This is a genomic window from Streptomyces sp. GS7 (genome assembly GCF_009834125.1).
Classification (GTDB): Bacteria; Actinomycetota; Actinomycetes; order Streptomycetales; family Streptomycetaceae; genus Streptomyces.
In genome coordinates, this window is sequence record NZ_CP047146.1 from 921,649 (window position 1) to 943,783 (window position 22,135).

The following is a 22,135-nucleotide window of genomic DNA, read 5'->3' on the forward strand; positions in this document are numbered from 1 at the left end:
GCGACTTGCACGAACTTCTAACCCATGATGGCTGCGTCGCGATCGCCCGGAGGCAGCGTTGCACGTGGCGGCCCGGCCTGCGGGGATGCGGTGGTGGCAGCCGACGGGGAGGTTGGTGAGTACCGTTGGGGAGCGGTAGTTGAGGGGGAGGGACTGGGGTGGAGCTTGACGGGTTGGCGGATTCTTTGGCGGAGGCGCTGGTGTGCGCCGTCGGCACGGAAGCGGGCGAAGCCGCGCGCTCGGCCGTCCGGGACATGTTCTGGGGGGCGCACGACGAAGACCAGGTGTGGGCCGACGCACGGATGCTGGCCACGTGGGCGAACCACCCCGATGCCCCGCCGAGAGATCTCATGGTCTTGTGGAGCGGTCACTTGCGTCGGTTGCTCGGCCGTAACCCGCGGACCGCTGACGCACTTGTGACCATCCGGGACTCTCTGTCCCCGATGCCGGAGCGGACCCACGGCCGGACAGCCCCCGCCACCAACACCCGCAACACCGTCTCCGGTGGCACCATCCACGGCCCCGTCATCCAGGCTGGCGCCATCAACACGCTCACCTTCCAGACGCCTGGCGTCCCTGGTGCCGCGCTCGACCCCGAGAGCTGGCCCATGACCGGGGACATCGACCAGATCGCCTTCGGGGCGCGTCCCGCCGAACGTGTCACCGGCTACCCCGCGCTGCCTCCCTACGTCATCAGGGAGCGTGACGGCGAACTCAACGCAGCGCTGGAGCGGGCGGGTTCGATCGGCGGTCTGGTCCTGCTGCTCGGTGAGCCGTTCGCAGGCAAGTCCCGTACGGCGCTGACGGCACTGACGGAACGGCTCCCCGGATTCCGCGTCTTCGCCCCCGCACGCGGCGCCGACCTACGCAGGCTGCCCGCGCTGCTGACCGACCGGCCTGGACGGTACGCCGTCTGGCTCGACGACCTCGACGGGTACCTCGGCGACACCGACGGCGGACTGGAGCCGCGCCTGCTCGGCCAGTTGACCACCCTGCGGGTAGTCGTGCTCGCCACCATGCGTGAGGAAGCCTACGACGCATGCCGTGCTGAGCCCCGCGGTCGGGTGCTGGACCTCGCGCACACCGTCGAGCTGCCGAGGGAGTGGAGCGCGGCGGAACGGGACCGGCTGGCGCGCTGCGACAGGCTCATCGGCGACCCCCGGCTGGCTGAAGCCGTCCGTTCCAGCGGCCCCGAAGGCGTCCCCGCCTACCTCACCCTCTCCCGCACCCTCTGGGAGGAATGGTGGCGCGCCCGCCGCGCCGACCGGCACCCGCGCGGCCACGCCCTGGTGTGCGCTGCGCTGGACCTCGCTCGCTGTGGGCTGACCGGCCCACTCCCCATGGAACTCCTCCTCAAGGTCCACGAGGGGTACGGGGACGTGACCGGTATGGAGCGGGAGTCGGTGGCGGATGCCCGGGCCTGGGCGACCGAGCGACGGCACGGGCTGCTGCGGCTCCTCATACGCGTCACGGGCGATACGTGGCGGGCCGCGCCGTTCCTGTTCGAAGCAGTCGCCCGCCACGAGGAACTGCCCGCTGTGGACGGTCAGGTGTGGGGCTGCGCCCTGGAGGCGGCTCGTATGGACGAGGCGTACGACTACGCGAAGATCGCGGCGAAGGCGCGCGTCGCCTTCGAGTGTGCCGCCGAAGCCGGGGACAGCTCCGCCCTGCACAACCTTGGCCTCCTCGCGGAATCACTGGGGGAAGAGGCCGAGGCCGAGCAGTGGCTCCGGCGGGCGGCGCAGGCCGGGGAGACGAAGTCGGCGGGGCGGCTCGGGAGGATGCTCGCCGAGCGGGGCGACGGCGAGGCGGCCGAGCCCTTCCTTGCGACCACGGCGGAGACCGGGGACGTAGAGGCCGCCACCCTGCTGGGAAAGCTGCTGCGGGAGCGGGCGGAACGATGGCTGTCGGTGGGGGCGGAGGGCGGGAGCGGGGAAGCCGCGCATCTGCTCGGCGACCTGCAACTGGGCAGCGGAGACATGGACGGCGCCTTCGGCAGCTATCTGAGAGCAGTCGACGCCGGGTACGCACCGGTCGCGGCGAGCATGGCAAGGGTGAACCAGCTGTGGAACGACCACGAGTCTGCTGTGGCCTGGCTGCGCCGCGCCGCCGACGCCGGCGACGTGTGGGCCGCGGCAGAACTCGCGGGATACGTCCAGAAGGAGGGCCACACGGAACATCGCCGAGTGGAAACGGTGGACATGGCGCTGGATGACATCCGCTACGGCGCCGAAAGAGGCCGGGCCTTGGACGCCACCAATCTCGGCGTACTCCTCGAGGAGCGTGGCCGCGCCGATGAAGCCCGCCTCTGGTACATGAAAGGGCACAAAGACGGAGATGCCTACGGCGCGTTCCGTCTCGCCGAACTCCACAAGAAGGAGGGTGCCACCACCTCTGCTATGACCTGGTACCGCAAGGCGGCGGCCCTGGGCCACCCAGGAGCCAAGCGCGCCCTCGGGGAGGCCCCCGTTCCGGAGCCGAGCGGGCTCAGGGATCAGAGCAAGTGATCCGCCTTGCCCGCCTTCACGTCGCGGATGAGTGTGCGGAGGGCTTCTATGGAGTCGGTCAGGTAGCGGTCCTCTTCACCACTGACGGAGATGTAGGCGTTCCCGTCGGCGTCGGTGCCGATGCGGAAGCAGTTGTTGCCTTCGCCGCAGAACGGGGCTTCCCAAGTGATGTCAGGCATCCGGTCTCCTAGAGTTGGCGCGCGATGGCGTGGATGAAGTCCCGTGATTTCTCGGGAGTCAGGGCGTTCTCCGCCATCCAGTCGAGGTGTGCCCGGTACTTGGCGAGCTGGGCCTCGGCATGAGTGAACTCCGGCCCGTGTGCCGAGTCCAGTTGGACCGTATCCAGTTGGGGCACGGGGCCTTCGGCATAGAGCAGTGCGTGGCCTGCGCCCGGAAACACGCCGCACTCGACAGGAATCACCCGCAACGAGATGTGCTCGCGCTCCGAGGCGACGCAGAGATGGTCGAGTTGCGCCTGGGCGACCTTTCGACCTCCGAAGTGCATACGCAGGGCTGCTTCATGGACGTATCCCACGTAAGGCCGGGCGATCCCCTCGTCGAGGATGCGTTGCCGCTCCATCCGGTGGTGCACACGGAGTTCGATCTCCAGCCGTGACAGTGGCGGGAGGACGGCACTGAACACTGCCCGCGCGTAGTCCTCTGTGTGCAGCAGGCCAGGTACGTGCACCGTCTGGGCCGTGAGCAGGCGCACCGCGTGCCACTCAAGTTCCGCGATGTCGAGAAGCCCGGGCGGCAGTGTGCCCCGGTGCTCCTCCCACCAGCCGCTGTCCTGCTTGTCCGCCATCGTTGCCAGGGCGTCAACGTAAGTGGCATCCGAGCAGGCGTAGTTGCAGGCCAGGGTGCGCACTCGTTCGGGAGTGATGACACGGATCCCGGACTCCATATTGGAGATTTTCGTCCGGTCCAAGCCCAGCAGGCCGGCTGCGTAGTCAGTGCTGACCGCCGCGGCCAGTCTGAGTTTGCGCAGTTCAGCTCCCAAGCGCTTCTGACGCTCAGTAGGGGTGCGTCGCGTCGCCATGCCGTCCTCTCTGGATCGGATCGGGGTCAGTGTGCCGTGACGGCTCATCACCCGTCCAACTCGATGGTGGCAAATGCCACCAGAGTGGTGGCGCATTGTCGGCAGGGTCGCTAGCGTTGAGTAACGCGGAAGCCACACACCGCAACTGCGGGAAGTGCGCCGTGCGAGCGTGTCCGCCTGCCCTGGGGCGGGTGCGTCCGCGCCCAGGGAGGTAGGCCACCGGCGCGGCCGGGACCGCGTACGTACCACGTCACCAACTACCCGACATCAGCGAGGGGTTCCGTCATGCCCGTCATTCCGTTTCCGGCGCAGTCCGCACTGCCTTCGCCGACTCTGACCAAGCCTCACGTGCCCACCGTCCCCTCCCGTTGGACGTTCCCCGCCACCGCCGCCTCCGTACGCCGTGCCCGATGGGCCGTCGCTGGGGCGTTGCCCGCCGACTGTGCCCCTCAATTGGCGGGCGATCTCGTTCTGTTGGCCTCGGAGCTCGTCACGAACGCCGTGCGGCATGGGGCGCTGCATGACGAGGACCAGCTGGTCGAGCTTTTCCTCTGGCCTGCCGACGGGCACTACTGGCTGGCGGTGTCGGACCCGGGAGACGGCCGTCCGGTCATCAGGGCGTCCGGCCCGGACACTGGTTGCGGTGGCAGGGGGCTGGTCCTCGTGGACGCGGTCTCCGCCGCCTGGGCGGTGGTGCCGCGCCACCCGTGCGGGAAGTCCGTCGTCGCTGGGATGCCGCTGCACGGGGCATGACGTCAGCCCCGTCGGGAAGGGGAGGAGTGCGGGGTGCTCAGGCCCGCGAACAGGCCGCCTGCATGCCCCGCATCCGCATCCGCTCCACCCCCCAAACCCCCACCACCGCAACCGCCAGCCCCGCCCCCAGCACGCAGACGCCGTTCCAGCCGCCGCGGCTCCACACCGCCGAGGTCAGTGCCGAGCCCACCGCGCCGCCCACGAAGTAGCTGGTCATGTAAGCCGAGTTGAGGCGGTTGCGGGCCTCGGGGCGGACCCCGTACACCAGGTTCTGGTTGCTGACGTGCACCCCGTGGGCGGCGAGGTCCAGCACGATCACCCCGGCCAGCAGCGCCGCCAGCGACCAGCCGCCGCCCGCGCCCCCGGCGGCGAGGAGGCCCCAGGAGCCCAGGAGCAGGAACGCGCAGGCGCCGGTGACCCGGTGGGCCAGTCCGCGGTCCGCGAGGCGCCCGGCGACCGAGGCGGCGAGCGAACCGGCCGCGCCGACCAGCCCCAGCAGCCCGATCGCCGACTCCTGCCAGCCGTACGCGGGCCCGGACAGCAGGAACGCCATCGCGGTCCACAGGACGCTGAAGCCCGCGAAGGACAGGGCGCCGAGAGCCGCCCGCCAGCGCAGCACCGGTTCCTGGGCGAACAGGGCCAGAGTCGAGCGCAGCAGGGCGGGGTAGCGCAGTCCGGCCGTGGTCCTCAGCGCCGGGAGGCGGAGCCGCAGCAGGACGGCCATCAGGAGCATCAGGGCGGCGTTGACCCAGTAGACGGTGCGCCAGCCGCCGAGTTCGGCGAGCAGCCCCGCCGCCGTACGGGCCAGCAGGATGCCCAGCAGCAGGCCGGTCATCACGGTGCCGATGGTCCGGCCGCGTTCCTCGGGGGCGGCCAGGGTCGCCGCGAACGGCATGACGACCTGGGCGGCGACCGAGGCCAGACCCGTCAGAGCGGTGCCGGTCAGCAGCAGCGCGGCGTTCGGGGCGCTGGCCGTCACGGTCAGGAAGACGGCGGTCAGGGCGCAGAGGACGACCGCGAGGCGGCGGCGTTCCAGGAGGTCGCCGAGGGGGACGAGGAGCAGCAGGCCGAGTCCGTAGCCGGTCTGGGCGACGGTGACGACCAGGGCGGCGGTGCCGGCGGAGAGGTGGAGGTCGTGGCCTATGACGTCCAGGAGGGGCTGGGCGAAGTAGTTGCCGGCCACGGACAGCCCGGCGGCGGCGGACATCAGCAGCAGGGTGCCGCGCCCCAGGCGGGGCGGGGCGGGCGTGTCCGGTGCGGTCTCCCGCGGCGCGACGGTTCTCATGACGCCCAGCCTCGGGGCTGCCCCATCCATCGGTCCAACACATAGTTTTCATCCCATCGATCGTGAAACGAGATGGATGTCCGTGCGGCGGGTGTGGGTGGCCACGCGCCTACGATCGCGCGCATGGAGCTCCAGCAGATGCGGTACGTCGTCGCGGTCGCCGAGACCGGTGGGTTCACCCGGGCCGCGGAGCGCTGCCATGTGGTGCAGTCCGCGCTCAGCCATCAGGTCGCCCGGCTGGAGAAGGAGCTGGGGGCCCGGCTCTTCGACCGGACGAGCCGGAGCGTGCGGCTGACCGCCGCCGGGGAAGCCTTCGTTCCGGTCGCCCGGCAGGCGCTCCAGGCGGCTGAGCGGGCCCGCGCCGAGGTGGAGGCGGCGACCGGCGAGGTGCGCGGGCGGCTGGCGGTCGGGGCGATCTCCACCGTGGAGGCGGTCGATCTCGCCCGCGAGCTGGGCGCGTTCCGTACGAGGTATCCGAAGGTGCGGATCAGTCTGCAGATGGAGATGAGCGATCCGTTGATCGAGCGGGTGCGGGCGGGCGTGCTGGACGTGGCGTTCGTCGGGCTGGTGCCCGGGGCGCGCACGGTCGGCGTGCGGGAGAAGGTGCTGGCGCACGGGGAGCTGGTCGCGGTGGTGCCGCCGGAGCATCCGCTGGCCGGGCGGGAGTGGACGACGCTGGCACGGGTGGCGCGCGAGACGTTCGTCGACTACGCCGAGGGCTCGGCGGCCCGCCGCCAGCGCGACGAGGCGTTCCGGGCGGCGGGGCTGACGTCGGAGGTGGCGTTCGAGGTGACCACCGTGGAGTTCCTGGCGAAGCTGGTCCGGGCCGGGCTCGGCGTCGGCATGGTGCCGGCGGCGTTCGCCCGGAAGCTGACCGGGCTGCACACGGTGCGGGTACGGCCCGCGCCGGAGCGCACCGAGCGGGTGGTGTGGAGCGGGCTGGGGCCGTCGCCGGCCGCGGCGGCGTTCCTGGCGGGGCTGGGCGTCGAGCCGGGGTGAGGCCCATGGGTGGGGCGGTGCGGGTGGGGCACCGGTTACGGTCGATATGTGCAGCAGACGTCCGACGCCCACCCCAACGCCATGCCCGACGCCCGCCCCGAGGCCCCGCCCGCCGGCGAGCCTGCGGGCTGTCCCGCCGCCTCCGTGGCCATCCCCGCGGCCACCCCCGCGCCCGACCTCTTCACCTGGGAGTTCGCCGCCGACCCGTACCCGGCGTACGCCTGGCTGCGGGAGCATGCGCCGGTGCACCGGACGGCGTTGCCGAGCGGCGTCGAGGCGTGGCTGGTCACCCGCTACGCGGACGCCCGGCAGGCGCTCGCCGACGCGCGGCTGTCGAAGAACCCGGTGCACCACTCCGAGGCGGCTCATGGCAAGGGCAGGATCGGCATCCCGGGTGAGCGCAGCGCGAATCTGATGACGCATCTGCTGAACATCGACCCGCCGGACCACACCCGGCTGCGCCGCCTGGTCTCGAAGGCGTTCACCCCTCGCCGGGTCGCCGAATTCGCGCCACGGATACAGGAGTTGACGGATCGTCTGGTCGACGGCTTCGCGGCGCGGGGGAGCGCGGACCTGATCCACGAGTTCGCGTTCCCGCTGCCGATCTACGCGATCTGCGACCTGCTCGGCGTCCCGCCCGAGGACCAGGACGACTTCCGCGACTGGGCGGGCATGATGCTGCGACACACCAAAGCCGGGCCCGGCGGGGGGCCGCGCGGCGGCGTCGCCCGCTCGGTGAAGAAGATGCGCACGTACCTGGCCGAGCTGATCCACAGCAAGCGGGCGGGCCTGGGCGCGACGGCCGCCCCGGACGAGGACCTGATCTCCGGCCTGATCCGCGCCTCCGACCACGGCGAGCACCTCACCGAGAACGAGGCCGCGGCGATGGCCTTCATCCTGCTCTTCGCCGGTTTCGAGACCACCGTCAACCTCATCGGCAACGGCACCTACGCGCTGCTGCGCCACCCCGCCCAGCGCGAGCTGCTCCAGAAGTCGATGGCGGCCGGCGACACCGAGCTGCTCGCCACCGGCATCGAGGAACTGCTGCGCTACGACGGTCCCGTGGAGCTGGCCACCTGGCGGTTCGCGACCCGGGACCTGACGCTGGGCGGGCAGCGGATCGCCGAGGGGGACCCGGTGCTCGTGGTGCTGGCCGCCGCCGACCGCGACCCGGCGCGGTTCACCGAGCCGGACGTCCTCGACCTCACCCGGCGTGACAACCCGCACCTGGGATACGGGCACGGCATCCACTACTGCCTCGGTGCGCCGCTGGCCCGCCTCGAAGGGCAGACCGCGCTCGCCACCCTGCTGGCCCGGCTCCCGGACATCCGGCTTGCGGCGGAACCGGATGATTTGCGCTGGCGCGGCGGGCTCATCATGCGCGGACTGCGGTCCCTGCCGGTGGAGTTCACGCCGAACGCCCGCTGACCGGCGAAGGTCGCCGGGCCCAGCCGAACCTGACATGACGTCAGCTGCGTGACCTACACGTGATCTCTGCTACACCGACTTGTGACTACCCGTGACCCCGGCTACCTTTCCACGGACGATCGCGGTCGAATGTTCGACCGGCGGCCGGACCGACGGCAGACCCGGCGGTACGGCCGGGGCCACTGTGGCGCCGATCCGACAACTCAACCGCCGCGCGAAAGGCAACCGCATGCGTTCCGGGAACGGCCGACACCGTCGCCCCCGTCAAGCACCGGCGATCTTTGTCACGGCGGGAGTGACCGGCGCGGGCCTCGCCCTGCCGCTGTTCGCCGCCAGCGGCGCCCACGCCGCCGACACCGCCACCTGGGACAAGGTCGCCCAGTGCGAGAGCGGCGGGGTGTGGAGTGCGAACGCGGGCAACGGCTTCTACGGCGGCCTCCAGCTCACCCAGGAGATGTGGGACGGCTACGGCGGCTCGGCCTACGCCTCCCGCCCCGACCTCGCCAGCCGCGCGCAGCAGATCGCCGTGGCCGAGGCCATACTCGACGACCGCGGCCCGGACGCCTTCCCCGGCTGCGCGGCCAACGCCGGCCTCACCAAGGACGGCCGGACGCCGGACGTCGACCCCGGCAGCACGACCAAGCCCTCCCCGCGCCCGTCGCACTCGCACACCGCCGACCCCTCCAACGGGTCGGACGACGACTCGGGCACCGCCGGCCCGTCCGGTTCGGCACCCGGACCCGACACCCCGGGCTCTACGGACCCCGGCGACCAGGGCGATCAGGGTGGCCAGGGCAACCAGGGCGACCACGGCAACCATGGTGACAAGGGCAACCGGGGCGACCACGGCAACAAGGGCGACAAGGGCGACAAGGGGGACAAGGGTGACCGCCCCACGGACCCCACCACGGACCCCACCACCGACCCCACCGGCTCGTCGGCGACCCCGTCGCCGTCCGGTACGGCCTCTCCCGGGCCCGGCGACGACCGGTCGGCCCCGTCCGTGCCGCCCGGCCGGGGCAAGCACCGCGGCGCCCCGGACGACGGCGAGGGCAAGGGTGACGGCAGGAACGGCAGCGGCGACAGCGGCAAGGGCCGCGGCACCGGCGCGGGCCCGGACGAGGACCGGGGTGACGACCCCGCCGGCTCCCCGGGCGGCCACGCCTCCCGCGGCGGTGACGCGCACGGCACGCCCCCGGCGGGTGCCGACCGGTACCTCGTGCGTCCCGGTGACACCCTGTCAGCGATCGCCGGGAGCCATGGCCTGCCCGGCGGCTGGCCCGCGCTCTACGCGCACAACAAGGACGTCGTCGGCGCCGACGCGGACCTGATTCGCCCAGGTCAGCTGCTCGATCTCGGGCACGGGGAAGGGTAGTTACCGGCGGTTCGTCCGGTTTCTCCAAAGTGAGACAAGGCTCTCGTTGCGGGGGGTGGGTCCAGGCCCGCCCCCCGTTGCCATACCGGTGCCGACCTGCGGAAATGCGACCCGTCATGATCAAAAATGGTCAACTTGGTTCAGAACATGGGGTTTGAACACCAAGCGGGTTACTGCTTACGGTCAGGACCGCTCGCCAAAGCGGGCTCTGCGATCGCACGCCGAATCCTGCCGGCGGTCGGAGGCAACCGACGCGCAAGCGCCGAAGGCAGGAGCGGGGGACCCAAGGTAAGTGCCGGCCCCGCCCGTGAAAGCGGGTCAGCCGGCTTGGGGTGAAGCCATGTGTGCAGCACACACGGCCGGGCAACTCACATGGCCCGAACCCGACAGCTCACCTCGTAGGCGTCGGTGAGGAAACGAACGCACCATGCTGATCAACAAGGGCAAGCACCGTCGCAGCTCCAAGGCCGTCCGCGTCGCCACCCTGGCCGGTGTCGCCGGTGCCGCCGTCGCCGTGCCGCTGATGGGCGCCACCTCCGCCTCCGCGGCCTCGGTCGCCACCTGGGACAAGGTCGCCCAGTGCGAGTCCGGCGGCAACTGGTCGATCAACACCGGTAACGGCTACTACGGTGGCCTGCAGTTCTCGAACTCCAGCTGGGCCGCCGCCGGTGGCACCAAGTACGCGGCCCGCGCCGACCTGGCCACCAAGGCCCAGCAGATCGCCGTCGCCGAGAAGCTGCTCGCCATCCAGGGCCCGGGTGCCTGGTCCTGCGCCGGCGCCGGCAACCTGACCGCCGGTGGCCCGGCCGCCAACGTCGACCCGTCCGGCTCCGCCGTCAAGAAGAGCCAGGGCACCACCGAGACCCGCAAGAAGGCCGAGGGCACCACCAAGAAGTCCGCCCCGGTCCGCGAGAAGGCCCAGCCGGCCCCGCAGCACTCGCACCGCTCCGGCGAGACCTACACCGTGAAGTCCGGTGACACCCTCGCCAAGATCGCCAAGGCGCACGGCACCAACTGGAAGGCGCTGTACGCGGCCAACAAGTCCGTCGTCGGCGGCAACCCGAACCTCATCTTCCCGGGCCAGAAGCTCAGCGTCTGAGCCGCTTCGGCCGGCCCGGCCGCCTGAGCCGAACGTGAGCCGGGCCCCATCCGGACCGGCCGTCCGAGCCTGCCCCGCCCCGGCGCGTACTTCCCCCGAGCGCGCCGCGGCGGGGCTTCTCCATGACGTCATGACGTCGCGTCCCTGACGCCGCGTTCGTGACGCCGCGTCCGTGACATCGCGCAGCCCGCCCGGCGGCCGCCTTCCGCCGCTTTCCCCGCTCAGCGAACAATGCGCCCAAACGTTCCGTGAACTGGGCCTTTGGCCTGCTTGTTGGGTTTTTCCGTCCCACGGAGCGGGCCGAGGGCGAGCGGATCCGCCCGGGGCCGTTAGGCTCGTGCTGCAGAACTCCAGACACCCATGAAGGAGACAACGTGCCGTCCATCGACGTCGTCGTAGCCCGCGAAATTCTCGACTCGCGAGGTAATCCCACGGTCGAGGTCGAGGTCGGCCTCGACGACGGCAGCACCGGCCGTGCCGGCGTGCCGTCCGGTGCCTCGACCGGCGCCTTCGAGGCCATCGAGCTTCGCGACGGCGACCCGAACCGCTACCTGGGCAAGGGTGTGGAGAAGGCCGTCCTCGCCGTCATCGAGCAGATCGGCCCGGAGCTGGTCGGCTACGACGCGACCGAGCAGCGGCTGATCGACCAGGCGATGTTCGACCTGGACGCCACCGACAACAAGGGCTCGCTCGGCGCCAACGCCATCCTCGGCGTCTCCCTCGCCGTCGCGCACGCCGCCGCCGAGGCCAGCGACCTGCCGCTGTTCCGCTACCTGGGCGGCCCGAACGCGCACATCCTGCCCGTCCCGATGATGAACATCCTGAACGGCGGCTCGCACGCCGACTCCAACGTGGACATCCAGGAGTTCATGATCGCCCCGATCGGCGCGGAGTCCTTCTCCGAGGCGCTGCGCTGGGGCGCGGAGGTCTACCACACCCTCAAGAAGGTCCTCAAGGAGCGCGGCCTGTCCACCGGCCTCGGCGACGAGGGCGGCTTCGCCCCGAACCTCGGCTCCAACCGCGAGGCCCTCGACCTCATCCTGGAGGCCATCAAGCAGGCCGGCTACGCCCCCGGCCAGGACATCGCGCTGGCGCTGGACGTCGCCGCCTCCGAGTTCTACAAGGACGGCAAGTACCAGTTCGAGGGCAAGGACCGCTCGGCCGCCGAGATGACCGAGTACTACGAGGAGCTGGTGGCGGCCTACCCGCTCGTCTCCATCGAGGACCCGCTGTTCGAGGACGACTGGGCCGGCTGGAAGGTCATCACCGACAAGCTCGGCGCCAAGGTGCAGCTGGTCGGCGACGACCTCTTCGTCACCAACCCGGAGCGCCTGGCCCGCGGCATCGAGGAGGGCTCCGCCAACGCCCTGCTGGTGAAGGTCAACCAGATCGGCTCGCTGACCGAGACCCTGGACGCCGTCGAGCTGGCCCAGCGCAACGGCTTCAAGTGCATGATGTCGCACCGCTCCGGTGAGACCGAGGACGTCACCATCGCCGACCTCGCCGTCGCCACCAACTGCGGCCAGATCAAGACCGGCGCCCCGGCCCGCTCCGAGCGCGTCGCCAAGTACAACCAGCTGCTGCGCATCGAGGAGATCCTCGACGACGCCGCGGTCTACGCGGGCCGCAGCGCCTTCCCGCGCTTCAAGGGCTGACGCCCTGAAGCGCCCGACGGTCCCCCGCCTCAAGGGCTGACGGCCGCAGCCGCGGCAGCGTCCGTACGTCTTCCGTCCGTCCCCGGCACCGGTCCCGTACCGTTGCCGGGGACGTACGTCGTTGTGGCGACACGGCGGCACGACGGAATCTGAAGGGGAGGCGAGGCCACGTGCCCGCGGACCGGTTCTCCACCGCGACCCGGCTCAAGGCGCTCGGCGAACAGGCCGCCGCCCGCGTCTACCGCGCGAAGCGGCGCCCCCGGCGCAACCGCCTCACCGGCCGCGCCGCCCTGCTCGCGCTGGTGATGTGCTCCCTGGTCGTCGCCCTCGCCTACCCGATAAGGCAGTACATCTCCCAGCGTTCGGACATCGCCGACCAGCGCCGCAAGGCCCAGGACGCCGGCGCCGAGCTGAACCGGCTGCGCGACGAGAAGGCCCGCTGGCAGGATCCGGAGTTCGTCCGGCAGCAGGCCCGCCGGCACCTGCACTACGTCATGCCGGGCGAGACCGCCTACACCGTCCAGGACGGCTCCGGCGTGCACGCGGCACAGAAGGGGGCGGCGGCGACGCAGCCGCCCTGGTACGAGAAGCTGTGGGACGGTGTCGACGCCGCGGACCAGCGGTAGGGCCTGTCCGATGGGCCGCGGCCTTTCCGACCCCGGCCCATCGGACAGGCCCTAGCCCGTACTGTCGACACCGGGACCGTCCGCACGGCCCCACCCGCACGACCCCCGCGGTGGTACGCACCGAGCCCGGCGGCCGGCCGGCCCCGCGGGGCGGTCCGCCGCCCCGCCCGGCACCGCCGCCACCGGACAGAACCCGCCGCCCTCACCGAAAGCGCCCATGGAAACGCCTCCGCCCCAGACCGAGCCCACCGAGCCCACCGCCGCGGACATCGCCGCCTTCAAGGAGCAGCTCGGCCGCCCGCCGCGCGGCCTGCGCGCCATCGCGCACCGCTGCCCCTGCGGGCAGCCGGACGTCGTCGAGACCGCGCCGCGCCTGGAGGACGGCACGCCCTTCCCCACGCTCTACTACCTCACCTGCCCGCGCGCGGCCTCCGCGATCGGCACGCTGGAGGCCGACGGCGTGATGAAGGAGATGACCGAGCGGCTGGCCACCGACCCGGAGCTGGCCGCCGCCTACCGCGCTGCCCACGAGGACTACATCCGGCGCCGGGACGCCATCGAGGTGCTCCAGGGTTTCCCGAGCGCGGGCGGGATGCCCGACCGGGTCAAGTGCCTGCATGTGCTCGTCGGCCACTCGCTGGCGGCCGGCCCCGGCGTCAACCCGCTCGGCGACGAGGCCCTCGCGATGCTCCCGGAGTGGTGGCGCAAGGGCCCGTGCGTGTCCCCCTGCGGCGACGCCCCGAAGGACGCGCAGTCCCCGGCCGCCGCGACCCGGTACACCTCGGAAACCCCCGACGCCCCCGAAGGAGACGCCCAGTGAAGCGGGTCGCCGCCATCGACTGCGGTACGAACTCCATCCGGCTGCTGGTCGCGGACCTGGACCCCGAGACCGGTGAACTCAAGGACCTGGACCGCCGGATGCAGATCGTCCGGCTCGGCCAGGACGTCGACCGGACCGGACGGCTGGCCCCCGAGGCGCTGGAGCGCACCTTCGCGGCCTGCCGCGAGTACGCCGCGGTGATCAAGGGCCTGGGCGCCGAGCGGCTCCGGTTCGTGGCGACCTCCGCCTCCCGCGACGCGGAGAACCGCGAGGACTTCGTCCGCGGTGTCGTCGACATCCTGGGCGTCGAGCCCGAGGTGATCACCGGCGACCAGGAGGCGGAGTTCTCCTTCACCGGCGCCACCCGGGAACTGACCGGCCACCCCCATATCGCACTGCCCTACCTGGTCGTGGACATCGGCGGCGGCTCGACCGAGTTCGTCCTCGGCGACGGCTCGGTACGGGCGGCCCGCTCCGTCGACGTCGGCTGCGTCCGGATGACCGAGCGCCACCTCGTCCACGGCGGGGAGATCAGCGACCCGCCGGCCGCCGGCCAGATCACCGCCATAAAGGCGGACATCGCCGCGGCCCTGGACCGCGCAGAGGAGACCGTCCCGCTGAGCGAGGCCGCCACCCTGGTCGGCCTGGCCGGCTCGGTGACCACCGTCGCCGCCATCGCCCTCGGCCTGGACCACTACGACTCCGCGGCCATCCACCACTCCCGGATCTCCCTCGCCAAGGTCCGCGAGATCACCGAGGACCTGCTCGCCTCCACCCACGCCGAACGCGCGGCCAGCCCGGTCATGCACCCCGGCCGGGTCGACGTGATCGGCGCCGGCGCCCTCGTCCTTCTGTCGATCATGGAGCGCATCGGCGCCGAAGAGGTCGTCGTCAGCGAACACGACATTCTGGACGGCATCGCCTGGAGCATGGTCTGACCCCGTTGGCCCCGGCCTCTTCGCCGTGCCGGGGCCCGGTCCGGCGGCCGGTGCCGCCGGGCGGTGCCCGGCACGGCAACCACCCCCGGCGAGTGGGATTTTGAGCGGATCGGCCGCCGTCTGAGCGGCCTTCAAGGGGGTTGCGGGGGTTCCGGACGGGCGGCCGGAAAGAAAGTTCGTGAAATCCTTCACATGAAAAACCCGCCTCATGGGCGAACTATCTGTCCATCCGACCCTCATTCGAAGGTCCTAAGACCCTCCCGCCCGCGAATTGCCGGGTCTCCGGCGCGTCTCCGGTGTGTTACGCCAGTGTGTGCACGAGGCGTGGTTCGGCGGTGTGCGGCGGGACAAGCCCTGATCAACAGGGGTGTCCAACGTGTCGCGTTACACCGTGGTTCCCCAACTGCGCTATGGCGTCGGTCACGGAGCCGGCGGAGTGTAGCAGACGCCCCCTACATTCTTGTGAAGGGGCTCACGAGCGACCCCCCATGTGGGGGTGGATACTCGATTGCATGAGCACCACGGAGCGTCCCAGGATCCTCGTTGTAGGCGGTGGGTACGTTGGCCTGTACGCGGCGCGCCGCATTCTGAAGAAGATGCGGTACGGCGAGGCGACCGTCACGGTCGTCGACCCGCGCTCGTACATGACGTACCAGCCCTTCCTCCCTGAAGCTGCGGCCGGCAGCATCTCTCCCCGCCACGTCGTGGTTCCGCTGCGGCGCGTGCTGCCCACGGCGGAGGTCCTCACCGGCCGGGTCACCACCATCGATCAGGACCGCAAGGTCGCCACCGTCGCGCCGCTGGTCGGCGAGGCGTACGAGCTGCCCTTCGACTACCTGGTCATCGCGATGGGTGCGGTCTCCCGTACCTTCCCGATCCCCGGGCTGGCCGAGAACGGCATCGGCATGAAGGGCGTGGAGGAGGCCATCGGCCTGCGCAACCACGTCCTAGAGCAGCTGGACAAGGCCGACTCGACGACCGACGAGGAGGTCCGCCGCAAGGCGCTGACCTTCGTCTTCGTCGGCGGCGGCTTCGCGGGTGCGGAGACCGTCGGCGAGGTCGAGGACATGGCCCGCGACGCCGCGAAGATCTACAAGAACGTCAAGCGCGAGGACATGCGCTTCCTGCTGGTCGACGTCGCGGACAAGATCCTCCCCGAGGTCGGTCCGAAGCTCGGCGCCTACGGCAAGGAGCACCTGGAGTCCCGGGGCGTCGAGATCTACCTCAAGACCAGCATGAAGTCCTGCGTCGACGGCCATGTCGTCCTCGACAACGGCCTTGAGGTCGTCTCCAACACCATCGTGTGGACCGCCGGCGTCAAGCCGAACCCGGTGCTGTCCCGCTTCGGTCTGCCGCTCGGCCCGCGCGGCCACGTCGACACCGCGGCCACCCTCCAGGTGCAGGGAACCGACTACATCTGGGCGGCCGGCGACAACGCGCAGGTCCCCGACATGGTCGGCCGCAGGAACGGCAACGAGAACGCCTGGTGCCCGCCGAACGCGCAGCACGCGCTGCGGCAGGCCAAGGTCCTCGGCGACAACGTCGTGTCCGGCATGCGCGGCTTCCCGCAGAAGGAGTACAGCCACGCCAACAAGGGCGCGGTGGCCGGTCTCGGTCTGCACAAGGGCGTCGCGATGATCGTCATGGGCAAGACCAAGATCAAGCTCAAGGGCCGTCTCGCCTGGTACATGCACCGCGGGTACCACGGCATGGCGATGCCGACGTTCAACCGCAAGATCCGGGTCTTCGCCGACTGGACCCTTGCCATGTTCCTCAAGCGTGAGGTGGTCTCGCTCGGCGCCATGGAGAACCCCCGCGAGGAGTTCTACGAGGCGGCCAAGCCGGCGCCCGCTCCGGCCGCGGCGGCCGGTGGCGACAAGCCGAAGGCCAAGGCTTCCTGAATCATCCGGTCGGTACTCCGACCAGCCCGAAGGGCGTCCGCCATCCGTGGGGCGGGCGCCCTTTGGCGTGTCCGGTGTGACGGAAACCGGACGTATTGCGGTTCTCTTGCTGGCGAACGGGACTAACTGGGCGCCCACTTGGCGTTTACGTGGTGGGTGAAACTTCTTTGCCCGACTCGTCAACACGGAGGTGTGCGACATGGCCGACGCCGCTGTACGGCTCACCAAGCTCGCCGAGGAGGTGCTGGGAGCCCCGCTCCCGGTGCGGATCCGCGCCTGGGACCGTAGCGAGTCCGGCCCGCCGGGGGCACCCGTGCTGGTGGTCCGCAACCGCCGCGCGCTGCGCCGTCTGCTGTTCAAGCCGGGCGAGTTGGGCCTGGCCCGCGCCTGGGTGGCCGGCGACATCGACATCGACGGCGATCTCTACGAAGCGCTCGACCGCCTCGCCGGACTGATCTGGGAGCGCGGCGCCGCCGCCCCCAAGCCGCAGCGGGCCGCCGTCCTGCGGGCGCTGGCCCGCCCCGAGATCCGCGCCGCCGCCCGGGAGCTGCTGTCCCTGGCCGGCCCTCCCGTCCCGCCCGCCCCGCCGGCCGAGGAGGCCCGGCCGCACCGCGGCCCGCTGCACACCCTGCTGCGCGACAAGGCGGCCATCAGCCACCACTACGACGTCGGCAACGACTTCTACGAGCTGGTGCTGGGCCCGTCGATGGTCTACTCCTGCGCGTACTGGGGGACCGGTGAAGGCGGCGCCGCCTCCCTGGAGGACGCCCAGCGCGACAAGCTCGACCTGATCTGCCGCAAGCTCGGTCTCAAGGAGGGCCAGCGGCTGCTGGACGTGGGCTGCGGCTGGGGCTCGATGGTGCTGCACGCCGCCCGCGAGTACGGCGTACGGGCCGTCGGCATCACGCTCTCCGAAGAGCAGGCCACCTACGCCCGGAAGCGGATCGCCGACGCCGGGCTCGCCGACCGGATCGAGATCCGGGTGCAGGACTATCGCGAGGTCCGCGACGAGCCGTTCGACGCGATCTCCTCGATCGGCATGGCCGAGCACGTCGGCCGGGCCCGGTACGCGGAGTACGCGAGCGCCCTGTACGCCCTGCTGAAGCCCGGCGGGCGGCTGCTCAACCACCAGATCGCCCGCCGCCCGCTGGTCGACGAGGAGACGTACCGCGTCGACGAGTTCATCGACCGCTATGTCTTCCCGGACGGCGAGCTGGCTCCGGTCGGGCGGACCGCCGGCCAGCTGGAGGAGGCCGGCTTCGAGGTGCGCGACGTGGAGGCGATCCGGGAGCACTACGGGCTGACGCTGCGGCGGTGGGTCGCCAATCTGGACGCGCACTGGGCGGCGGCGGTACGCCTCACGTCCCCCGGGCGGGCCCGGGTCTGGCGGCTCTACATGGCCGCGTGTGCGCTGTCGTTCGAGCGGAACCGCATAGGGGTCAACCAGGTGCTGGCGGTCCGCACACCGGACTCCGGCGCCTCCGGCGTGCGCCTGCGGGCGCGTGACTGGCGGGGCTGAAACGGGCGCCGCGCGGCCCCGCGGGCGGCCCGGTGGGGGTCGGCGGCGGGCCGCGTACGGCCGAGGGCCCCGGTGCCACGGTATCCGTGGCACCGGGGCCCTCGGGCCCTCCCGGGAGGGCCCGAGGCCGTCCCGGCGGCCCCGCGCGCTCCCGCTGCCGTGACTACTCGGCCTTGATCGCCTGGAGCATGTTCAGCCGGGCCGCCCGGCGCGCCGGCCAGAGCGCGGCCAGCACGCCGACGACCGCCGCCATGGCGAGGAAGACGCCCATCCGGCCCCAGGGCAGCACGAGTTGGTACGTCGGCAGCGAGCCGCCGATCAGCTCACCGGCCGCCCAGCCGAAGAACACGCCCAGGCCGATGCCCAGCACCCCGCCGAAGAGCGAGATCACCAGCGATTCCAGGCGCACCATCCGCTTGATGCCGCGGCGGTCCAGGCCGATGGCGCGCAGCATGCCGATCTCCTGCGCCCGTTCGAAGACCGACATCGCCAGGGTGTTGATCACGCCGAGCACCGCGACGATCACGGCCATGGCCAGCAGGCCGTAGAGCATGTTCAGCATCAGGGTGAAGACCTGCGCGATGGCGTCGGAGACGTCCTTCTTGTCCGCGACGGTGATCGCCGGGTTCTTGCCGAGCGCGGTGACCAGCTTGTCCTTGGACGCCGCGGTCGCGCCGTCCTTGGTCTTGACCATCACCTGCATGTCGGTGATGTGCTTCTGGTGCGGGGCGAGGGTGGCGTTGTCGAGGATGATGCCGCGGATCATCTCGTTGCCCGTGTAGACGCCCGCGACGGTGAGCGTGCCCTGCTTGCCGTCCTCGAAGGTCACCGGGAGGCGGGAGCCGGTGTGCCAGCCCTTCACCTTGGCGGTGGTGTCGTCGACGACGGCCCGGTCGCCGCTGAGGGTGCCGAGGGCGCCCGAGGTGAAGTCCAGCGCGGTGAGCTTGCCGAAGTCCTTGCCGTTGACGCCGGTCAGGTACTCGGTGCCGGTGCCTATCCGGGACACGGAGTTGCGCAGCGGGCTGGACGCGGTGACCTCGTCCATGCCGGCGATCTTCTTCGCCACGTCGGGGGAGAGCGGCGTCCGGCTCGCCATGGAGACCACGTAGTCGGCCTTCAGGGAGGCGGTGGCCATCTTGTCGATGCCCTGCTGCACGCTGCCCGCGATCACCGTGAGTCCGGTGATCAGGGTCAGCCCGACCATCAGCGCGGAGGCCGTGGCGGCGGTCCGGCGCGGGTTGCGGACCGCGTTCTGCCGGGCGAGGACGCCGGAGATCCCGAACATCCGCAGCACGGGGGCGGCGAGCGCGATCAGCGGGCGGGACAGCAGCGGCGTCAGGATGAACACGCCGATCAGCAGCAGCGCGGCACCGGCGGCCATGGTGGCCTTCCCGTCGGACATGCCGGTGGCGACCAGGACCGCGGCCGTACCGGCGCCGGCGAACAGCGCGCCGATGGTGTTCCGGACCACCAGCGACTTGGTGGTGGCGGTGGCGTGCACGCTGTTCATCGCGGCGACCGGCGGGATCTTCGCGGCGCGCCGGCCCGGCAGCCAGGCGGCCAGGACCGTGACGACGATGCCGACCAGCAGGGACGTGATGATCGTGGACGGCGAGATCACCAGCGGGCCGTCCGGTACCTTCGCGCCCGTGCTGCTCATCAGCGCGCGCAGTCCGGCGCCGATGCCGATACCGGCCACCAGGCCCGTCACCGCGGCCACCGCGCCGACCACGGACGCCTCGATCAGCACCGAGCGGGTCACCTGGCGGCGGCTGGCGCCGACCGCGCGCATCAGCGCCAGCTCCTTGGTGCGCTGGGCGACCAGCATGGTGAAGGTGTTGGCGATGATGAAGACGCCGACGAAGAGCGCGATACCGGCGAAGGCCAGCAGGCCGGTCTTCATCCCGTCCATGCTCTGGGCGATCATCTTGGCCTGGTCGTCGGCCAGTTGCCTGCCCGTGGTCGCCTCGGCGCCCTCCTTGGGCAGCACCTTCTCGACCGCGTCCTTCAGGGCCGTCTGGGACGTACCCGGTGCGGCCTTGACGTCGATCTCGCTGAACTCACCGGGCGCCGCGAACATCTTCTGGGCGCTGGCGGTGTCGAACAGCGCGAGGCTGCCGCCGGCCGCGACGGTGCCGTCGTCGGTGGTGAAGACGCCGGTCAGCTTCTGCTCGCGGACCGGTCCGTCGACGGATATCCGAACGGTGTCGCCGACCTTGTAGCCGGCCCGGTCCGCGGTGTGGGCGTCCAGCGCGAACTGGCCGGCGCCCTTGGGCGCGACGCCGTCCCGCATCGGATAGCGGGCGTCCCTGCCGTCCTTGCCGGGGAAGTAGTTGCTGCCGCGGGTCGTGAAGCCGTCGCCGATCAGCTTGCCGCTCTTGTCGGCGATGGCGGTGAAGCCGGAGACGGTGCCGGTGGCGGAGGCGGCGCCGGGCACCCCGGCGGCCGCCCCGAGCAGCTTCTGGTCGAGCGGGGAGGGCGCGCCGGGAGCACCGGGCGCGCCGGCCGCGGGGTCGGAGGAGTGCCGCTGGATGGCGACGTCGACGTTGTCGAAGCCCTTTTGGGAGCTGGACTGGAACGCGTCGGAGATGGTCGAGGTGAAGACCAGGGTGCCGGAGACGAAGGCCACGCCGAGCATCACGGCGAGAACGGTCATCAGCAGCCGGGCCTTGTGCGCGAGCACATTGCGCAAGGCGGTACGGAACATGGGTGGTCAGTCCTGGAGGAGAGGTCCGGGGTGGCGGAGTCGGCTGCTGTCGGTCAGCTCGTACGGCCCTTGGCGTCGAAGCCCTTCATGCGCTCCAGCACCATGTCGGCGCTGGGGTCGGGCATGTCGTCGACGATCCGGCCGTCGGCGAGGAATATGACGCGGTCCGCGTACGACGCGGCGACGGGGTCGTGGGTCACCATCACCACGGTCTGGCCCAGCTCGCGCACGGAGTTGCGCAGGAAGCCCAGGACCTCGGCGCCGGAGCGGGAGTCGAGGTTGCCGGTGGGCTCGTCGGCGAAGATGATCTCGGGCCGGGAGGCCAGCGCACGGGCGACCGCGACGCGCTGCTGCTGGCCGCCGGAGAGCTGGCTGGGGCGGTGCTTGAGGCGGCCGGACAGGCCGACGGTCTCCACGACGCGGTCCATCCAGGCGCGGTCCGGCTTACGGCCCGCGATGTCCATGGGCAGGGTGATGTTCTCCAGCGCGGTCAGTGTCGGGAGGAGGTTGAACGCCTGGAAGATGAAGCCGATCTTGTCGCGCCGCAGCTGGGTGAGCTTCTTGTCCTTCAGCCCGGTCAGCTCGATGTCGCCGATCCGCGCGGAGCCGCCGGAGATGGAGTCCAGACCGGCCATGCAGTGCATGAGCGTCGACTTGCCGGACCCGGAGGGGCCCATGATCGCGGTGAACTGGGCCTGGCGGAAGTCGACGGAGACCGCGTCCAGGGCGACCACTTGGGTCTCGCCCTGTCCGTAGACCTTGGTGAGATCCGTGGCGCGGGCGGCCACCGCGGTGCTGCGGCCGGCGGTGGTGACGCCGGAGTGGGTGGTGGTCACGGGAACGGGCTCCTGTCGGGAGGGGGACCGGCCGCCTCGGCGCCGGCCGGGCGGCCTGCGAAGCGGGCAGAAGAACAACGGCTTCCATCGTCCGGCAGGGAGATGGGCCGGAACGTCAACCCGTGTGACCGTCCTTGGGCCACCCCAGGGGATTAGCCGACCACGCCTCCGTCATCCCTGGGTAGGAGTCGGACCCTGATGCCGTGACGGCTTCCGGGGCGCCCGGCGGGTGGCGCCGCATGGGCCGGACGGCGGATCGAACGGGCGTCGGAGAGGCGTCGACTTTCCGTCAATTCGGGGTCGAATTTCGCCGTGGCACGGAACGCCGAACATGGGCATCAGGCATGTGCCGGAGGCTCTGGCGGTGGCTGATGCACCCTCAGTTGCCAATAAAATAAGACAACCTCGGGATGAGTGGCAGATGTGCCCCGTGCGCTGCGGGCTACGCTCGTGCTGCCTTCTTTGAGGCGGCATGGGGGACCCCAAGCCCGGATGGTGGAATGCAGACACGGCGAGCTTAAACCTCGCTGGCCTTCGGGCCGTGCCGGTTCAAGTCCGGCTCCGGGCACTCCCCGCGAGCAGCGGGGACAAGGACCACCACATACCTGAAATTTCAACGAGAACGGGCCGCCGGTGAAAACCGGCGGC

The 22,135-nt window shown here is 71.2% G+C and carries 17 protein-coding genes, 1 tRNA gene and 1 riboswitch; of the genes, 13 read left to right on the forward strand and 5 right to left on the reverse strand.

Annotated features, from left to right (window positions below; genetic code table 11):
- Positions 1–443: 443 nt before the first annotated feature.
- Entirely contained in the window at positions 444–2,507 is a 2,064-nt protein-coding gene (locus GR130_RS03895) for a tetratricopeptide repeat protein (protein WP_201304790.1), read from the forward strand.
- Here the strand turns inward: GR130_RS03895 and GR130_RS03900 are convergent.
- Together GR130_RS03900 and GR130_RS03905 are read right to left on the reverse strand one after the other, a co-directional pair.
- Positions 2,495–2,686: a hypothetical protein gene (locus GR130_RS03900; protein WP_159503399.1), complete on the reverse strand. Its 192-nt coding sequence runs from the start codon at positions 2,684–2,686 to the stop codon at positions 2,495–2,497. The genes GR130_RS03895 and GR130_RS03900 overlap by 13 nt on opposite strands.
- Positions 2,687–2,694: 8 nt before the next feature.
- Positions 2,695–3,546, reverse strand: a complete 852-nt coding sequence (locus GR130_RS03905; protein WP_159503400.1) for a helix-turn-helix domain-containing protein — start codon at positions 3,544–3,546, stop codon at positions 2,695–2,697.
- A gap of 285 nt (positions 3,547–3,831) precedes the next feature.
- Between GR130_RS03905 and GR130_RS03910 the strand changes: the two genes are divergently transcribed.
- Positions 3,832–4,299, forward strand: coding sequence for an ATP-binding protein (locus GR130_RS03910; RefSeq protein WP_159503401.1), 468 nt, complete (start codon positions 3,832–3,834; stop codon positions 4,297–4,299).
- 37 nt (positions 4,300–4,336) lie between these two features.
- On the opposite strand, the gene GR130_RS03915 is transcribed toward GR130_RS03910, so the two are convergent.
- On the reverse strand, positions 4,337–5,584 hold the full coding sequence (locus GR130_RS03915) for an MFS transporter (RefSeq protein WP_159503402.1): 1,248 nt from the start codon (positions 5,582–5,584) through the stop codon (positions 4,337–4,339).
- Positions 5,585–5,707: 123 nt separating this feature from the next.
- Between GR130_RS03915 and GR130_RS03920 the strand changes: the two genes are divergently transcribed.
- The 10 genes from GR130_RS03920 (at position 5,708) to GR130_RS03965 (ending at position 17,944) form a co-directional block, all read left to right on the forward strand.
- Positions 5,708–6,583 (forward strand): LysR family transcriptional regulator, encoded by an 876-nt coding sequence (locus GR130_RS03920; RefSeq protein WP_159503403.1) that lies wholly within the window; start codon positions 5,708–5,710, stop codon positions 6,581–6,583.
- A gap of 81 nt (positions 6,584–6,664) precedes the next feature.
- The gene (locus GR130_RS03925) at positions 6,665–8,011 is read left to right on the forward strand and encodes a cytochrome P450 family protein (RefSeq protein ID WP_159509731.1); all 1,347 of its coding nucleotides are present in this window, start codon (positions 6,665–6,667) and stop codon (positions 8,009–8,011) included.
- 295 nt (positions 8,012–8,306) lie between these two features.
- Entirely contained in the window at positions 8,307–9,386 is a 1,080-nt protein-coding gene (locus GR130_RS03930; RefSeq protein WP_328707542.1) for a transglycosylase family protein, read from the forward strand.
- Between the two features lie 250 nt (positions 9,387–9,636).
- A riboswitch (cyclic di-AMP (ydaO/yuaA leader) is annotated at positions 9,637–9,806 on the forward strand.
- Between the two features lie 7 nt (positions 9,807–9,813).
- Positions 9,814–10,485, forward strand: a complete 672-nt coding sequence (locus GR130_RS03935; protein ID WP_159503405.1) for a transglycosylase family protein — start codon at positions 9,814–9,816, stop codon at positions 10,483–10,485.
- A gap of 374 nt (positions 10,486–10,859) precedes the next feature.
- The gene (eno, locus tag GR130_RS03940) at positions 10,860–12,140 is read left to right on the forward strand and encodes a phosphopyruvate hydratase (RefSeq protein ID WP_159503406.1); all 1,281 of its coding nucleotides are present in this window, start codon (positions 10,860–10,862) and stop codon (positions 12,138–12,140) included.
- A gap of 170 nt (positions 12,141–12,310) precedes the next feature.
- Positions 12,311–12,766 carry an FtsB family cell division protein gene (locus GR130_RS03945; protein WP_159503407.1) on the forward strand — a complete coding sequence of 152 codons (456 nt, stop codon included), beginning with the start codon at positions 12,311–12,313 and terminating at the stop codon, positions 12,764–12,766.
- 217 nt (positions 12,767–12,983) lie between these two features.
- Positions 12,984–13,586 carry a DUF501 domain-containing protein gene (locus tag GR130_RS03950; protein ID WP_236572782.1) on the forward strand — a complete coding sequence of 201 codons (603 nt, stop codon included), beginning with the start codon at positions 12,984–12,986 and terminating at the stop codon, positions 13,584–13,586.
- Complete coding sequence (locus GR130_RS03955) at positions 13,583–14,524, forward strand: Ppx/GppA phosphatase family protein (protein ID WP_159503408.1); 942 nt, start codon at positions 13,583–13,585, stop codon at positions 14,522–14,524. The genes GR130_RS03950 and GR130_RS03955 overlap by 4 nt, the downstream gene beginning before the upstream one ends.
- A gap of 512 nt (positions 14,525–15,036) precedes the next feature.
- A complete protein-coding gene (locus GR130_RS03960) occupies positions 15,037–16,425 on the forward strand; it encodes an NAD(P)/FAD-dependent oxidoreductase (protein WP_159503409.1) in 1,389 nt (462 codons plus the stop codon).
- Positions 16,426–16,624: 199 nt separating this feature from the next.
- Positions 16,625–17,944, forward strand: coding sequence for an SAM-dependent methyltransferase (locus GR130_RS03965; protein WP_159503410.1), 1,320 nt, complete (start codon positions 16,625–16,627; stop codon positions 17,942–17,944).
- Between the two features lie 163 nt (positions 17,945–18,107).
- Here the strand turns inward: GR130_RS03965 and GR130_RS03970 are convergent, their stop codons facing one another.
- Both GR130_RS03970 and GR130_RS03975 read right to left on the reverse strand, forming a co-directional pair.
- A complete protein-coding gene (locus GR130_RS03970) occupies positions 18,108–20,651 on the reverse strand; it encodes an ABC transporter permease (protein ID WP_159503411.1) in 2,544 nt (847 codons plus the stop codon).
- 53 nt (positions 20,652–20,704) lie between these two features.
- Entirely contained in the window at positions 20,705–21,487 is a 783-nt protein-coding gene (locus tag GR130_RS03975; RefSeq protein WP_159503412.1) for an ABC transporter ATP-binding protein, read from the reverse strand.
- 486 nt (positions 21,488–21,973) lie between these two features.
- Here GR130_RS03975 and GR130_RS03980 point away from each other — a divergent pair.
- Positions 21,974–22,055 (forward strand) — tRNA-Leu (locus tag GR130_RS03980).
- The last annotated feature ends 80 nt before the right edge of the window (positions 22,056–22,135 follow it).

What these genes read in the sequence shown, in the direction of transcription:
- GR130_RS03965 (WP_159503410.1), top strand. Translation starts at nt 16,625, where the DNA reads ATGGCCGACGCCGCTGTACGGCTCACCAAGCTCGCCGAGGAGGTGCTG.
- GR130_RS03905 (WP_159503400.1), bottom strand. Translation starts at nt 3,546, where the DNA reads ATGGCGACGCGACGCACCCCTACTGAGCGTCAGAAGCGCTTGGGAGCT.
- GR130_RS03925 (WP_159509731.1), top strand. Translation starts at nt 6,665, where the DNA reads ATGCCCGACGCCCGCCCCGAGGCCCCGCCCGCCGGCGAGCCTGCGGGC.
- GR130_RS03895 (WP_201304790.1), top strand. Translation starts at nt 444, where the DNA reads ATGCCGGAGCGGACCCACGGCCGGACAGCCCCCGCCACCAACACCCGC.
- GR130_RS03900 (WP_159503399.1), bottom strand. Translation starts at nt 2,686, where the DNA reads ATGCCTGACATCACTTGGGAAGCCCCGTTCTGCGGCGAAGGCAACAAC.
- GR130_RS03915 (WP_159503402.1), bottom strand. Translation starts at nt 5,584, where the DNA reads ATGAGAACCGTCGCGCCGCGGGAGACCGCACCGGACACGCCCGCCCCG.
- GR130_RS03970 (WP_159503411.1), bottom strand. Translation starts at nt 20,651, where the DNA reads ATGTTCCGTACCGCCTTGCGCAATGTGCTCGCGCACAAGGCCCGGCTG.
- GR130_RS03920 (WP_159503403.1), top strand. Translation starts at nt 5,708, where the DNA reads ATGGAGCTCCAGCAGATGCGGTACGTCGTCGCGGTCGCCGAGACCGGT.
- GR130_RS03910 (WP_159503401.1), top strand. Translation starts at nt 3,832, where the DNA reads ATGCCCGTCATTCCGTTTCCGGCGCAGTCCGCACTGCCTTCGCCGACT.
- GR130_RS03950 (WP_236572782.1), top strand. Translation starts at nt 12,984, where the DNA reads ATGGAAACGCCTCCGCCCCAGACCGAGCCCACCGAGCCCACCGCCGCG.
- GR130_RS03935 (WP_159503405.1), top strand. Translation starts at nt 9,814, where the DNA reads ATGCTGATCAACAAGGGCAAGCACCGTCGCAGCTCCAAGGCCGTCCGC.
- GR130_RS03960 (WP_159503409.1), top strand. Translation starts at nt 15,037, where the DNA reads ATGAGCACCACGGAGCGTCCCAGGATCCTCGTTGTAGGCGGTGGGTAC.